This is a genomic window from Bradyrhizobium sp. UNPA324 (genome assembly GCF_006658635.1).
In the GTDB taxonomy this organism is placed as follows: Bacteria; Pseudomonadota; Alphaproteobacteria; order Rhizobiales; family Xanthobacteraceae; genus Bradyrhizobium; species Bradyrhizobium nanningense.
The window spans coordinates 3,102,300-3,116,478 of record NZ_LFJD01000004.1; the positions used below are offsets into that span (position 1 = coordinate 3,102,300).

Below are 14,179 nucleotides of genomic sequence, written 5' to 3' on the forward strand. Positions count from 1 at the left end.
GATCCGCCCAAACCCGCTGTCGGGGTTGAACCTTTTGTCGCCGTGACAGACTCACGATAGCCGCAGGGCATGAAGAACATTTTCCGCAATCGCGTTTGACCATAGCTCTTCGGATGTCCCGAGTTCCCCAGCAAGCCGAGCTGATCGAGAGCATCTACGATGCAGGGCTCCACCCTGAGCTGTGGGCCGAAGTCGTCGTCATGCTCAATGCGTTCATCGGCAGCCGGGCCTGTGGCTTGATTTCGAAGGATACGGTCAGCAAGTCCGGTGCGACCCATTATTATTGCGGGGTCGATCCGCACTACATCCAGCTCTATTCCGAAACCTACTCAAAGTACGATCCGCTCGCCCGGCTCCCCCGGTACGGCGAAGTGCGCAACATTCCGGACCTCGTGAATTTCGACGAGTACCGCCGCGGGCGCTTCTATCAGGAATGGCTGCGTCCCCAGGGCTGCGTCGACGTCGCCAACGTGGTGCTGGAGCAGTCGACGTCGCCGTGTCCGATGTTGATGACCGTCATCCCGGGCAGGGACATGCTCGATGCCGAGCAACGTGCGCGCATGCAGTCCCTCGTCCCGCATGCGAGCCGGGCGCTGATGATCAACCGCGCGATCGAGCGGAAGCAGCAACGCGCGACCGCGCTGGCCGACGTCGTGGACCGCCTGAATGCCGGCGTCATCGTGCTCGATTCCGCCTGCCGGATCGTCCACAGCAATCCGGCCGCGGAGACGATCCTCGCCGCCGACGATGTTCTGCGCTCCATTTCGGGCCGGCTGGTGACGAGATCGCCCGAGGCCAATCGGGACCTGCGCAACATCTTCCGTGACCCTGGAGAGGTTGCCGTCGCGGCGGCCGAGGGCCGAAAGATCCCTCTGACGTCGCATGACGGATCGCACTTCGTCGCTCACGTGATTGCGCTGCCGTCGTTGCTGCGCGATGGCGCGACGGAGCGTACGTCGGCCGTCGGAGCCTTGCTTGTCTGGAAAGCGGAACTCGACAGCCGCTCATGTGCCGGTCTGATCGACCGCACCTTCGAATTGACGCCTGCGGAACTGAGGGTTCTGCAGTCGATCGTCGAGGTCGGGGGTGTGCCGGAGACGGCGGCGGCGCTGGGAATCGCCGAAACGACAGTGAAGACGCATCTGCATCGCGTCTTCGCCAAGACCAGCGTTTCCCGTCAGGCCGATCTCGTCAAGCTCGTGGCGGGATTTTCCAATCCGCTCCTGCACTGACGCGCACCCGCGTTATAGGACTGATCGCTTTAGCTCGCAGCCAGGTTCCAACAGCAACATCATTAGAAAGTTATCGCGCGTCGTTCGATCGAATGACGCGATGTTTTTCGTTCTCTTCTAGAGACACGTCACACGGCTTCTTGTTCGACGTGTCAGTTTTTTCTGTGAAGCAACTCACAGCAGGCTGGAGTGAATCTCAACATCATCCCGTACAGGTTGAGAGGAGATCGTCATGCCAAGGATCGCACTTATGGCCGACAAGTTCCGCGACATCATCGCTCGCGTCGGTGCTGTGTTTCGCGAGCAGCGCAAGATCGACGCTCAGCGCGCTTTGCGGCGCTATCACCATCTGCTGGCTCGGCCGGACGAAACATTGCCTTTGAACGACATCATTTCGGTCAGCAAGGAAAAGGATATTTCGAGAAATGCCCACGGATCTGATGCGGGTGAACGTCCCACCGGCCAGCCGGCCTTCGAGCGCGCGTAATTTCAACATCGTCGCGATCGTTCTGACCGCGGCGCTGGTCACTCTTCAGCTGGTCGGACTCGCAATCCTGGAACGGTCCCGCGCCCAGGCGACACAAATGTCGTTTGCGCACACGGCGGCCGTCTGCCCCGAGGGCCTGGATGCCGACGCTCCGCAGATTCCTACCGATTGACCGGAGGACGGTCCGTGCCTGATGTCACGACTCTGATTCTGCTGAGCGTTGCCGTATTCGCCGGGGCCTTCGTTTCGGGGCTCTCCGGTTTCGCGTTTTCGGCCGTCGCCGGCGCTGTCCTGCTGCGCGTGTTTCAGCCGCTTGAGGCCGTGCCGCTGATGATGGCGTGCAGCATCGGCGTGCAGGCGACCAATCTGTGGGCGCTCCGGCGCAACATCCGCTGGGAGGGCAGTCTGCTGCTGATCGTCGGCGGATTGATCGGCGTTCCGATCGCGGTATCGCTGCTGCAAAGCATCGACACGCATCTGCTCCGTCGCGGCTTCGGCATCGTCGTCGCGCTCTATGCGGCCTACATGCTGCTGCGGCCGACGCTGGTCACGGCGGGCGAGGCCGTCGGCCGGCATTGGGTCGCGCTGATCGGGTTCGGAGGCGGGCTCGTCGGCGGTTTGACGGCAATGCCGGGCGCCGTTCCCACGATCTGGTGCGACATGCGCGGCATGCCCAAAAGCGAGCAACGCGGCCTTGTGCAGCCGTTCATCGCCGCCATGCAGCTCTTCGCCATCACGCTGCTGGTCGGACATCAGGACCTGTCGTCCAAGGTCTTCGTCGATCTCGCAATCAGCCTGCCGGCGTTGTTCACCGGTTCGGCGCTCGGTGTGATCGCCTTCCACCGCGTCAACGAGACGGTCTTTCGCAAGACCGTGCTCGTGTTGTTGCTGCTCTCAGGGATTTCCCTGGTCTAGTGGCTCACGGTCTGGACTGGCGCCGCGCTGGTGTCGCTGCCGTGATGCGTCAGCGGCTTCATGCCGGTGACGGTCCGCAGCAACACATAGAACACCGGCGTCAGGAACAGGCCGAACACGGTGACGCCGATCATGCCGGAGAACACGGCAACGCCCATGGCGCGCCGCATCTCCGAGCCCGCGCCGGTCGAGAGCACCAGCGGCAGCACGCCCATGATGAAGGCCATCGACGTCATCAGGATCGGGCGAAGCCGCAAGCGGCTCGCCTCGATCGCAGCCCGGATTGGCGTCCGCCCGGCGAATTCGAGCTCGCGCGCGAATTCGACGATCAGGATCGCGTTCTTGGCCGAGAGCCCCACGAGAACGATCAGTCCGATCTGGGTGAAGACGTTGTTGTCGCCCTTGGAGATCCAGACGCCGAACATCGCGGCCAAGAGGCCCATCGGCACGATCATGATGATCGAGAGCGGCAGTGTCAGGCTCTCGTAAAGCGCTGCCAGCACCAGGAAGACCAGCAGGATCGCCAGCGGGAACACCCAGATGCCGGAATTGCCGGCGATGAATTCCTGATAGGTCAGGTCGGTCCATTCGAAGGCAAAGCCGGGCGGCAGCACCTCGGCCGCGATCCGCGTCGCCGCCTCCTGCGCCTGGCCCGAGGAGAAGCCGGGCGCGGCCGCCGCGTTGATGTCGGATGACAGGAATCCGTTGTAGCGGATCGCGCGCTCCGGCCCCGCGCTCTGGCGAATCTTGAGCAGCGCCGACAACGGCACCATGTCGCCCGACGACGAGCGCACCTTCAGTTGCCTGATGTCGTCGGCACGTGCGCGGAACGGCGCGTCGGCCTGGACGCGGACGGAATAGGTACGGCCGAACTTGTTGAAGTCGTTGACGTAGTAGGAGCCGAGATAGATCTGCAGCGTGTTGAAGACTTCGGTGACGGGCACGCCGAGCTGCAGCGCCTTGGTGCGGTCGATGTCGGCGAACAGCTGGGGCACGTTGACCTGGAAGCTCGAGAACACGCCGGCGATCTCCGGCGCCTTCTGCATCGCCGCCATGAACGCCTTGGTCGCCTCGTTCAGTGCGTCATAGCCGAGACCGGCGCGGTCCTCGATCTGCAGCTTGAAGCCGCCGATGGTGCCGAGGCCGTTGACCGGCGGCGGCGGGAACATGGCGATGAAGGCTTCCTGGATGCCGGCATATTTCTTGTTGAGCTCGGCCGCAATTGCATTTCCGCTCAGCGAGGGATCCTTCCGCTCGTCGAACGGTTTCAGCGTCGAGAACACGATGCCGGCATTGGACGAATTGGTAAAGCCGGAGATCGACAGGCCGGGGAAGGCCACCGAACTCTCGACACCGGGCTGGGTCAGCGCGATGTCGCTCATCTTGCGGATCACCTCTTCGGTGCGGTCGAGGGTCGCGCCGTCGGGCAGGCGCGCGAAGCCGACCAGATATTGCTTGTCCTGACCGGGCACGAAACCGCTCGGCACCTGTTGGAACAACAGAGCGGTGAGGCCGACCAGCACAACATAGAGGCCCATCACGGCGGCCTTGCCCGAGATCACCTTGGTAACGGTGCCGCTGTAACTTCCAGACGAATAGGTGAACGCCCGATTGAAGCGGCGGAAGAACCAGCCGAGACCCTTCTCCATGATCAGCGTCAGCTTGTCCTTCGGTTCGTCATGTCCCTTGAGCAGCAGGGCCGATAGCGCTGGCGACAGCGTCAGCGAATTGACGGCGGAGATCACGGTCGAGATCGCGATCGTCAGCGCGAACTGCTTGTAGAACTGCCCGGTGAGGCCGGAGATAAAGGCGAGCGGCACGAACACCGCGATCAGCACCATGGCGATCGCGATGATCGGTCCCGACACCTCGCGCATCGCCTGATAGGTGGCATCGCGCGGCGACAGCCCGGCCTCGATGTTGCGCTCGACGTTCTCGACCACGACGATGGCGTCGTCGACGACGATGCCGATCGCGAGCACCAGGCCGAACAGGCTGAGCGCGTTGATGGAGAAGCCGAACACGTGCATCACGGCAAAGGTGCCGACGATCGACACCGGCACTGCCAGCAGCGGGATGATCGAGGCGCGCCAGGTCTGCAAGAACAGGATCACGACCAGCACCACCAGTGCGATCGCTTCGAGCAGCGTATGGATCACCGCCTCGATCGAGGAGCGCACGAACTGCGTGGGGTCGTAGACGATCTGGTAGGACACGCCCTCGGGCATGTTCTTCTTGATCTCGGCCATGGTGGCACGAACATTGTCGGAGATCTGAAGCGCGTTGGAGCCGGGCGCCTGGAAGATCGGGATCGCCACCGCCTGCTTGTTGTCGAGCAGCGAGCGCAGGCCGTATTCGGAGGCGCCGAGCTCGATACGCGCGAGGTCCCGCAGGCGAACGACTTCGCCACGGGCGCCGGTCTTCACCACGATGTCGCCGAACTGGTCCTCGTTGGCAAGGCGTCCCTCGGCATTGACCGAGAGCTGCAGGTCGATGCCCTTCACGTTGGGCGAGGAGCCGACCACGCCGGCGGCGGCCTCGACGTTCTGGGCCTGGATCGCCTTGACGATATCGCTTGCGGTCAGCCCATGCTCGGCGGTCTTCTGCGGATCGACCCAGACCCGCATCGAATAGTCGCCGGCACCATAGAGCTGGACGTCACCGACGCCGTCGATCCGGGCGAGCCGGTCCTTGACGTTGAGCACCGCATAGTTGCGCAAATACGTCATATCGTAGCGGCCGTTCGGCGACAGCAGATGCACCACCATGGTGAGGTCGGGCGAGGACTTCTTGGTGATGATGCCGAGCTGGCGCACCACCGCCGGCAGGCGCGGTTCGGCCTGCTGCACGCGGTTCTGCACCAGCTGCGTCGCCTTATCAGGGTCGGTGCCGAGGCGGAACGTCACCGTCAGCGTCATTGCGCCGTCGGTGGTCGCCTGGCTCGACATGTACAGCATGTTCTCGACGCCGTTGATCTGCTCCTCGATCGGCGTTGCCACCGTCTCCGCGATCACCTTGGGATTGGCGCCGGGATAGGTCGCACGCACGACGACGGAGGGCGGCACGACATCGGGGTATTCCGAGATTGGCATCGCGAACAGCGAGATCAGCCCTGCGAGGAAAATCAGGACCGACAGCACGCCGGCGAAAATCGGACGATCGATGAAGAACTTTGAGAGATTCATGGTCTTGCCCCTGGGCAATATCGTTCGTGTCTCCGGCAACTCCCCCGTCATTCCGGGGCGCGCGCATTGCGCGCGAACCCGGAATCCGGAGGTGAAACGTTCGGAGTTCTGTTACTTCGAGATCCTCAGGTGCGCAGTTGCGCACCGTAGTTCGCGCTAGGCGCCCCCGGAATGACAGAGAACTAGCGTTGCACCACGTCCTGGTTGCTGTGGTTCGAAGCCTGTTGCCCCCGCGCGCCCATCGCCGCGATCTCCGTCTTGAGGAGGGCGCCCGGACGCACACGCTGCAGGCCGTTGACGACGATGCGGTCGCCGGGCTTCAGGCCCGCGGTCACGACGCGCAATCCATCCACGGCGCCGCCGAGCGTGATCGGTCGGTACACCGCGCGGCTGTCGTCGCCGACCGCCATCACGAATTTCTTGTCCTGGTCGGTGCCGATCGCGCGCTCGTCGATCATCACCAGCGTCTGCTGCTTCGGCTGGCCCATGCGCACGCGGGCGAACTGGCCGGGGATGAGGCGGCCATCCTCGTTCTTGAACACCGCGCGGACACGGATGGTGCCGCTCTGGCCGTTGACCTGGTTGTCGATCAGCTGGATGTGGCCCTTGGCGGAAAGGCCGCCCGAGGTCGTCATCTCCACCGGAATCTGGTCGAGCTTGCCGCGCTGGCCCGTGGCATCCGCGATCGAGTTCAGCGCGCGCAGCACGACCTCCTCATCCGCATCGAACGAGGCGTAGATCGGATTGACCGAGACCAGCGAGGTCAGCACCGGGGAGGCAGTGCCGGCGGCGACAAGATTGCCGACGGTGACCTCGATCTTGCCGACGCGGCCGTCCACGGGCGCGCGGACCTCGGTGTAATCGAGATTGAGCTTTGCGGTCTGGAGCGTTGCCTCGGCCGCCTTCACATTGGCGATCGCTTCGCGGTTGGCATTCTCGCGCTGATCGAAATCGCGCCGTGTCACCACGGCATTGCCGACGAGCTGCGCGCCGCGTTCGACCTCGCTGGTGGTGAACACCACGCGCGCCTTCGCCGCCTCGAGCTGGGCGTTGGCCTTGTCGACCTCGACCGCGTAAGGCGCCGGGTCGATCTTGAACAGGACCTCGCCGGCCTTCACCAGCGCGCCTTCGGTGAAGTTGGTCGACAGAATCGCACCGGCCACGCGCGGGCGCAGCTCGACGCGCTGGATGGCTTCGAGCCGGCCGGAGAAATCGTCCCACAGCACGGTCTGCTTGGGTTCGATCAGCGCGACCGTGACGGGGACGGCCTGTTCAGCCGCGGCGGCCGTTGCCGTCGCCTGGGCGGCGTGGAAGTAGTGGCCGGTCGCGATCGAGCCGGCGGCGGCGAGGGCGCCGACGATGGCGACGCCGCCGAGAAGACGGCGAAAACGGCCAGCCGAAGACGTTTCTTGGGAGGGGTGCATTTGCGCGCTCCAGATATGTAGTGTTCACTACAGATGTGGAGCTGGATACCGCAGCGCAAGATACTTATGTACCAATCGCTAAGAAAAATGTACGCCGATACCGCGACAATTGGAAGACACAAGAAAAAGAAAGTTAGAACAAATAGATAGGAGCAAGCGTTAGCCTGAGAAGGTTAGCCGATTCCGAGGAGACAGGCACATGCGCATGGGACGCCCCCGCGAATTCGACGCCGAAACGGCGTTGGACCAGGCGATGGAAGTGTTTTGGCGCCATGGCTACGAAGGCGCCACCATCGCGCAGCTGACCGAGGCCATGGGCATCAATCCCCCGAGTCTCTACGCCTGTTTCGGCAACAAGGAAGGTCTGCTGAAGGCCGCGCTCGACCGCTACACCAAATTGCGTGGCGTCTGGATGGACGAGGTGGTCGCGGCTCCGACCGCCCGCGACGTCGCCGAGCGGATGCTGATGGGCATCGCCGACAAGCAGACCGATCCCGCCAATCCGCCCGGCTGCCTGCTCGTGCAGGGCGGCATCGCCTGCGGCAGCGGCTCCGAGAATGTCCCGTTCGAGCTCGCCGCCCGCCGCGCCCAGAACGAGGACCAGCTCCGCGACCGCTTCATCCGCGCCAAGGCAGAAGGCGATCTCAAGGAGAGCTCCGATCCTGCCGCGCTGGCGCGCTATGTCTCGGCCGTGTCCGTCGGCATGGGCGTGATGGCGTCCTCCGGCGCCGATCGCGAAGCGCTGCGGCAGGTCGCGACCGTTGCCGTACAGGCGGTCGAGGCGCAGTCGGTCGACAAGACGTAGCTATCTCGCAGATCGCGTTGCAGGCAGCCCCGGCGGCGGGACAAAGCCGCCGAACTCGCGTTCGATCAGGCCGGCGAGCGCAATCGTCGTTCGGTCCTCCAGATACGGCCCGATGATCTGAACGCCGACGGGCAGGCCGGTCGGCGTTCGTTCGATTGGAACGGCGGTTGCCGGCAGACCGCAGGTCGAAGCCGGGTCGGCCCAGATGAAGCACGCATCCGAGTAGTTGTAGAGCTTGCCGTCGATATCGAGCTGCCGCGCGTCGAACGGCTCGGAATGGTCGTGAGGAAAGGCCGGCACGGCGGCGACGGGATAGATCACCGCATCGAAGTCGCGGAAGAACTGCTGCCAGCGCTGCTGCAGCTGCAGGCGCGCCGCATCGATCGCGAGCCAGTCACGATGGATCATGCCCCAGCCGCGGGCGCGTTCGGCCTCAAGGCTGCGGTCGTCGGGCGAAAGGGCCGCGGCCAGTCTTTGCGCCTCGGCGAGCGCGGCCGGCGTCAGGCGCGGGCTTCGTGCGGCGTTGAGCAGCTTCATGTAGAGCCGCGCGGACTCCGCAAGATCGGGCAACGAGGTGCTTGAGCGGGCGACCCGTGCGCCCGATCTGTCGAGCCGGTCGGCCAATCGCCCAATGGCTGAACGCACGGCGTCGCCCGTCGGCATCAGCGGATGGGTATCGATCACGAGGATCCTGAAATCCTTGAGATGGTCATGCCGCGGGGCGGGCAGCGCCAGGCGATAGCCGATCCCGTCGCGCCACTCGTCGGGGCCGGCAATGACGTCGAGTGACAGTGCGAGGTCCGAGGCGGTGCGTGCCATCGGCCCGACGACAGCGAGATCGCCCTGGCCAGGGACGGGCGGTGCCGGCGGCAGGCTGTATCCGCGCAGCGGGACCAAGCCGAGGCTCGGCTTGTGTCCGAACACGCCGCAGAAATGCGCTGGCACCCGGATCGAGCCGCCGATATCCGAGCCGATCGAGAGCGGACCGAAGCCGGCGGCCAGCGCCGCTCCCGATCCGCCTGAGGAGCCACCGGGCGAGCGGCCGAGATCCCAGGGGTTGTTGGTGGTTCCGTAGATCTCGTTGTAGCTCTGGAAATCCCGGAGGCCGATCGGAATATTGGTCTTGCCGACGATAATGGCGCCCGCTGCCTTGAGACGCGAGACGACGAGCGCATCCTCCGTCGGTTGGAAATCCCTGAAATGCGGAAAGCCCCAGGTCGTCGGCAGGCCGGCAACATTGAACGGTTCTTTCATCGTCACGGGAATGCCGAGCAGCTGCTTCCGTTCGCCGCGGCCAAGCGCGGCATCGGCACTGCGCGCGGCCTCTCTCGCGCGATCGAAATCGCGAACGATGATGGCGTTGATCTTGCCATCCAGCGCCTCGATGCGCGCAATCGTGTGTTCGAGCAACTCCGACGCTGACACCTTGCGCGCGTGCAGGGCGCCGAGAAGTGCGCTGATCGAGCCGTAATCCAAGTCAGCAGCGCCTGCGGCTCTCTGCATCAAGACCTCCATTCCATCTCGGCCGCGAAGCTGCAATTCGCGAACCGACCATGCATGGATCATGCAACGTTTGAAACGTGACGAGGAGACCGCGCAACGGGCAGCAGGTCTGCTGCCGATTGGAGACCTCGCGATCCGAACCAGCCCTGGTCCGGAACGGCTGGTGGCCTCGGTGCGGAGACGAACTTACGAAAGGCGATTCTGCCAGCGTGCCGCTGTTTTGCCCCACCTGTCAAACGCGTCACCGAACTCGACCGCACGAGCGGCTCGATGGGCCTGTACGTGCTGCCGCTCGCGTGGCATTGGGGGCGGTGAGACCGTCCACCGTGTCGTCGCGGCGAGGGGCGGTCGCTGGACATCGACGATCATGTTCGCCCTGACATTTCTCGGCACTTCGGCAAGCGTCCCCTCCGCGGAACGCAACCATCCGGCTCTCCTCGTGGAGGCCGCGGGCAAGCGCATCCTGATCGATTGCGGGGAGGGCACGCAACGCCAGCTCTTGAGGAGCGGCGCGGGCTTTCGGCGGCTCGACCGCGTGCTGCTGACGCACGCTCATCTCGACCACGTGCTCGGCATCCCCGGTCTGTTTTCAACACTGGGATTGCGGCAGAGCGCCGAGGTGATGACCGTCCATGGCGGGCAGGGCACACTCGACGTCGTCATCCGAATGCTCGCCGGCCTGTGGGGTGCGGGCGGGGCGCCGATCGCGGTCGAGTTCGTAGCCCTGACCGAAGGACAGGTCATCGACGCGGGGGATTTCACCATCGCCTGCTTTCCGGTCCGTCATCGCGACACCGATAGTCTTGGTTTCGTGTTCCAAAGCCCCGCACGTCGCCACCTTCGACCCGAGCGCCTTGAAGCGCTTGGTGTCCCTGATGGTCCCGTGCGCGGCGAACTGGCCGCAGGTCGAGCGGTCGTGATCGCCGACCGGGCGGTCGATCCGGAAGAGGTTTTGGGCCCGCCCAGCGGCGGCAGGAAACTCGTGGTGATCGGCGACATCGAGACCACCGACGGACTGTCCAACTACGTCGCTGACGCCGATATGCTGGTAATCGAGGCGACGTTCCTCGAACGCGACGCCGCAACCGCGCGGAATTACGGCCATCTCACCGCGGCCGAAGCGGCCGCCTTTGCGGCCGCGAACAACGTCCGCCAACTCGTGCTGACCCATATGTCGGGACGGTACGAGGACGATGAGATTTTGGCCGAGGCGGCGAGGATATTTCCGAACACTGGGATCGCCGCCGATTTCGATCATATCGTGATCTAGTCGCGCCGACCTGCGCTCAGTTCGTCAATCCCGACTTGATCGCGAGATCCTGCACTTGGGCCGTCACCTGCATCAGCCGCGGCAGCGCCTGATCACGGAAGGCTGCCATGTCCATGCGCATCGCATCGACGGTGACGCTCAATCCTCCGATCACGTGACCTTGCGCGTCGAAGATCGGTGTTGCCAGCGTGCGCAGGCCATAGGCGTTCTCGCCGTCGGAGACGGCATGACCTTTCTTCTTGACCTGATCGAGCCGGGCGAGCAGGGCATCGAGATCGGTCAGCGTCCGCTCCGACAGTTTGACGCGCGGGCGCGATTCCAGCCGCGCGATCTGCTCGTCCTGCGCCAGATGCGCCAGCATGACGTGGCCGAGTGCGGCGCTGTAGGCGGGAATACGCGTGCCCGGCCGGCGGTCCATCTTGTGGCGATCAAGGCCCGCGCCGATCCGCGCAAGATAGACGACGTCGCCGCCGTCGAGGATGCCGAGTGAGGCCGCGTCGCCGACATCCGGCACGAGGTCGCGCAGCAGCGGCTCGACCATCGGCCGCAGCGATCCATGCGAGAGCACGGTGTAACCGAGGTCGAGACAAGCGACGCCAAGTCGGAACCGGCGGCTTTGCGGAACGGCCTGGAGATAGCCGAGCTCGACCAGGGTCTGGATCAGGCGGAACGCCGTCCCGCGATCGAGATCGGCAGTTGCGGCAATCTCGCTCAGGGTCAGCTCGAAAGCCTCGCTGCTGAAGCTCTGGAGCACGGCAAAGGCCTTCCCGACGGAAGCAACGTAGTTCTTTGGATTTTTCGGGGGCGATTCCGATTTGCGCTTGGTGGCCTTCTTTTCGACCTTCGCCATGCTCGAATACCTTGCCACGGCAGCTACCGCCCTTGACGTGGCTGCCAGCTGATTTTACGACAGGCCTAGCTAATAACAAATGTTCGCATTCCGAACAATACCTTGACGATCGGAGGAAGTTTGTCGAAATCATCGCTCCATCCACATGGCGTGTTTTCCGCGGCGCTGACGCCGCTCGACGCCGAGCTCGCGCCCGATCATGCGCGCTTCGTCGCGCACTGCCGCTATCTGCTGGATGAAGGCTGCGACGGCATCGCGCTGTTGGGAACGACAGGCGAGGCGAACTCGTTCTCCGCGGCTGAGCGCATGGCGCTGCTCGAAGCGGCGGTGGCCACGGGCATCGCGCCGCAGCGGCTTCTTCCCGGAACGGGCGTCGCCGCGCTCACCGAGACCATTGCGCTGACGCGTCATGCACTCTCGGTCGGCGTCGATACCGTCGTGATGTTGCCGCCGTTCTACTACAAGGGTGTCACGGACGACGGCATCTTTGCATCCTATAGTGAAGTCGTGCAGCGCATCGGCGATGCCAGGCTTAAGGTCGTGCTGTATCACATCCCGCAGATGTCGGCGCAGCCGATCTCGCATGCGCTGATCGAGCGGCTGCGCAAGGCCTATCCGGCCACCTTCACCGGCATCAAGGATTCCTCCGGCGATTTCGCCAACATGACCGCCATGGTCGAACGCTTCCCGGGCTTTTCAGTCTTGGTCGGAGCTGATCCTTTGCTGCTGCCGTTGCTGCGCAAGGGCGGTGCGGGCTGCATCACCGCGACCTCCAATCTGGTCGCGCGCGACCTTGCCTATGTCTACAAGCATTATCGCGACAGTGACGACGACGCGGCGCTGAAGGCGGCGCAGGCGCGCATCGTGAAGGCGCGCGAGCTGGTGTCGCGCTTCCCGCAGATGGCGTCGCTGAAGGCGCTGGTGGCCGAGCGCACCGGCCATGCCGGATGGCAGCGTCTGCGGCCGCCGCTGGAGTCCTTGCCGTCAGCTCAGGCGAAGGAGCTGCTCGCGACGGCCGCTGCATTCGCGGCCGTCGCCTAGACCCGGCGCGAAAGGCGGGGCGATCCGATGTCCGACTCTTTCCAGGATGCGTTGGCCGGGCTTGCTGCGATCGTCGGCGACAAGCACGTCATCGCGCCCGGGTCCGACCAGGAGTCCTATGTGGTGGACTGGCGCGGGCGCTATCAAGGTCGCGCGGCCGCGGTGGTGAAACCGGGCTCGACCGCGGAGGTCGCTGCCGTCGTGAAATTCTGCGGCGCGAGGCAGCTTGCAATCGTGCCGCAGGGCGGCAACACGGGCATGTGCGGGGCAGCGACGCCGGACGATCGTCCGGGCAATGTCGTGATCCGACTCGACCGGATGCGGGCCGTGCGCGACGTCAGTCCGCTCGCCGACACGATCACGGTGGAAGCCGGCTGCATTCTAGCCGACGTGCAGAATGCCGCCCGCGCCGCCGACCGTTATTTCCCCTTGAGTCTTGGGGCAGAAGGCTCCTGCCAGATCGGCGGCAACATCTCGACAAATGCTGGCGGCACGGCAGTGCTGCGCTACGGGCCGACGCGCGATCTCGTGCTCGGGCTGGAAGTCGTGCTGGCTGACGGACGCGTCTTCAACGGCCTGCGCGCATTGCGCAAGGACAACACCGGCTACGCGCTCAAGCAGCTCTTCATCGGGGCAGAGGGGACGCTCGGCATCGTCACGGCGGCCGTGCTGAAGCTGTTCGCGCCGCCGCGCAGCTCGGCGCTGGCGTTGCTGAAATTGCAGGGCGTGGAGCAGGCGCTCGAGATCATGCAGCGCCTGCGCGGCACGGTCGGCGACCGGCTCGGCAGCCTCGAAATCATGTCGCGCTCGCAGATCGAGGCGATCGCAGAGACCGTGCCGCATGTGACCATTCCCTTCGAGCTGACGACGCCATGGTATTTGATCGTCGAAGTCACCGATACGCTCGCGGGCGTCGATCTCGACGAGGCGCTCGCCACGGTGCTGGGGGAGGCGATGGAGGCCGGGCTTGCGGAGGATGTAATCCTTGCGTCCAACCTCGCGCAGGCCAAGGCGATCTGGGCTGTCAGGCACAGTGTGTCCGAAGGCAACAAACGCAGCGGCTATGTCGTGTCGCATGACAGCGTGGTACCGCTGGAGCGTCAGGCTGTCTTCGTCACCAATGTCGAAGCCCGCATCAAGGCCGCCGTTCCGCATGCGAACGTGGTGATGCACGGCCATATTGGCGACGGAAACATCCACGTCATCGCACTGATCGATCGCGCCCGTTGCCAGGACCCGGCCGCGACGGCTGCTCTGGTGACCGAGATCAATGAGATTGTCGACGACGAGACCGCGGCGCAGGGCGGGGCGATCAGTGCCGAGCACGGCATCGGCATTACTAATCGTGGCCGGCTCGCCCGCGTCACCGATCCCAACGACATCGAGCTGATGCGCGACATCAAGCGACTGTTCGATCCGAACGGCTTGATGAACCCGGGCAAGATCTTCGGCGCGGGAGCAGCATGA

The 14,179-nt window shown here is 64.5% G+C and carries 11 protein-coding genes; 7 read left to right on the top strand and 4 right to left on the bottom strand.

The features are described 5' to 3' along the window. The first annotated feature begins 113 nt into the window (after positions 1 to 113). The 3 genes from UNPA324_RS15055 (at position 114) to UNPA324_RS15070 (ending at position 2,634) form a co-directional block, all read left to right on the top strand. Entirely contained in the window at positions 114 to 1,232 is a 1,119-nt protein-coding gene (locus tag UNPA324_RS15055) for a helix-turn-helix transcriptional regulator (protein WP_141935018.1), read from the top strand. A gap of 250 nt (positions 1,233 to 1,482) precedes the next feature. Then, the gene (locus UNPA324_RS15060) at positions 1,483 to 1,719 is read left to right on the top strand and encodes a hypothetical protein (protein ID WP_245471873.1); all 237 of its coding nucleotides are present in this window, start codon (positions 1,483 to 1,485) and stop codon (positions 1,717 to 1,719) included. Between the two features lie 186 nt (positions 1,720 to 1,905). Next, positions 1,906 to 2,634, top strand: coding sequence for a sulfite exporter TauE/SafE family protein (locus UNPA324_RS15070; protein ID WP_128922373.1), 729 nt, complete (start codon positions 1,906 to 1,908; stop codon positions 2,632 to 2,634). Here the strand turns inward: UNPA324_RS15070 and UNPA324_RS15075 are convergent. Both UNPA324_RS15075 and UNPA324_RS15080 read right to left on the bottom strand, forming a co-directional pair. Then, on the bottom strand, positions 2,631 to 5,819 hold the full coding sequence (locus UNPA324_RS15075) for an efflux RND transporter permease subunit (RefSeq protein WP_141935019.1): 3,189 nt from the start codon (positions 5,817 to 5,819) through the stop codon (positions 2,631 to 2,633). The two genes, UNPA324_RS15070 and UNPA324_RS15075, sit on opposite strands and share 4 nt — an antisense overlap. 182 nt (positions 5,820 to 6,001) lie before the next feature. Continuing rightward, entirely contained in the window at positions 6,002 to 7,243 is a 1,242-nt protein-coding gene (locus tag UNPA324_RS15080) for an efflux RND transporter periplasmic adaptor subunit (RefSeq protein ID WP_128922371.1), read from the bottom strand. Between the two features lie 199 nt (positions 7,244 to 7,442). Here UNPA324_RS15080 and UNPA324_RS15085 point away from each other — a divergent pair, with 199 nt between their 5' ends. Beyond that, positions 7,443 to 8,048, top strand: a complete 606-nt coding sequence (locus tag UNPA324_RS15085; protein WP_128922370.1) for a TetR/AcrR family transcriptional regulator — start codon at positions 7,443 to 7,445, stop codon at positions 8,046 to 8,048. Here UNPA324_RS15085 and UNPA324_RS15090 read toward each other — a convergent pair whose 3' ends face one another. Further along, positions 8,049 to 9,551, bottom strand: coding sequence for an amidase (locus UNPA324_RS15090; RefSeq protein WP_502705455.1), 1,503 nt, complete (start codon positions 9,549 to 9,551; stop codon positions 8,049 to 8,051). It abuts the gene before it with no gap. A gap of 367 nt (positions 9,552 to 9,918) precedes the next feature. Here UNPA324_RS15090 and rnz point away from each other — a divergent pair, with 367 nt between their 5' ends. Then, on the top strand, positions 9,919 to 10,821 hold the full coding sequence (gene rnz, locus UNPA324_RS15095) for a ribonuclease Z (protein ID WP_141938879.1): 903 nt from the start codon (positions 9,919 to 9,921) through the stop codon (positions 10,819 to 10,821). Between the two features lie 16 nt (positions 10,822 to 10,837). Here rnz and UNPA324_RS15100 read toward each other — a convergent pair whose 3' ends face one another. Beyond that, a complete protein-coding gene (locus UNPA324_RS15100) occupies positions 10,838 to 11,671 on the bottom strand; it encodes an IclR family transcriptional regulator (protein WP_141935021.1) in 834 nt (277 codons plus the stop codon). Positions 11,672 to 11,791: 120 nt separating this feature from the next. Between UNPA324_RS15100 and UNPA324_RS15105 the strand changes: the two genes are divergently transcribed. Then, positions 11,792 to 12,712, top strand: a complete 921-nt coding sequence (locus UNPA324_RS15105) for a dihydrodipicolinate synthase family protein (protein ID WP_181769402.1) — start codon at positions 11,792 to 11,794, stop codon at positions 12,710 to 12,712. Positions 12,713 to 12,739: 27 nt separating this feature from the next. Next, complete coding sequence (locus UNPA324_RS15110) at positions 12,740 to 14,179, top strand: FAD-binding oxidoreductase (protein WP_128922367.1); 1,440 nt, start codon at positions 12,740 to 12,742, stop codon at positions 14,177 to 14,179.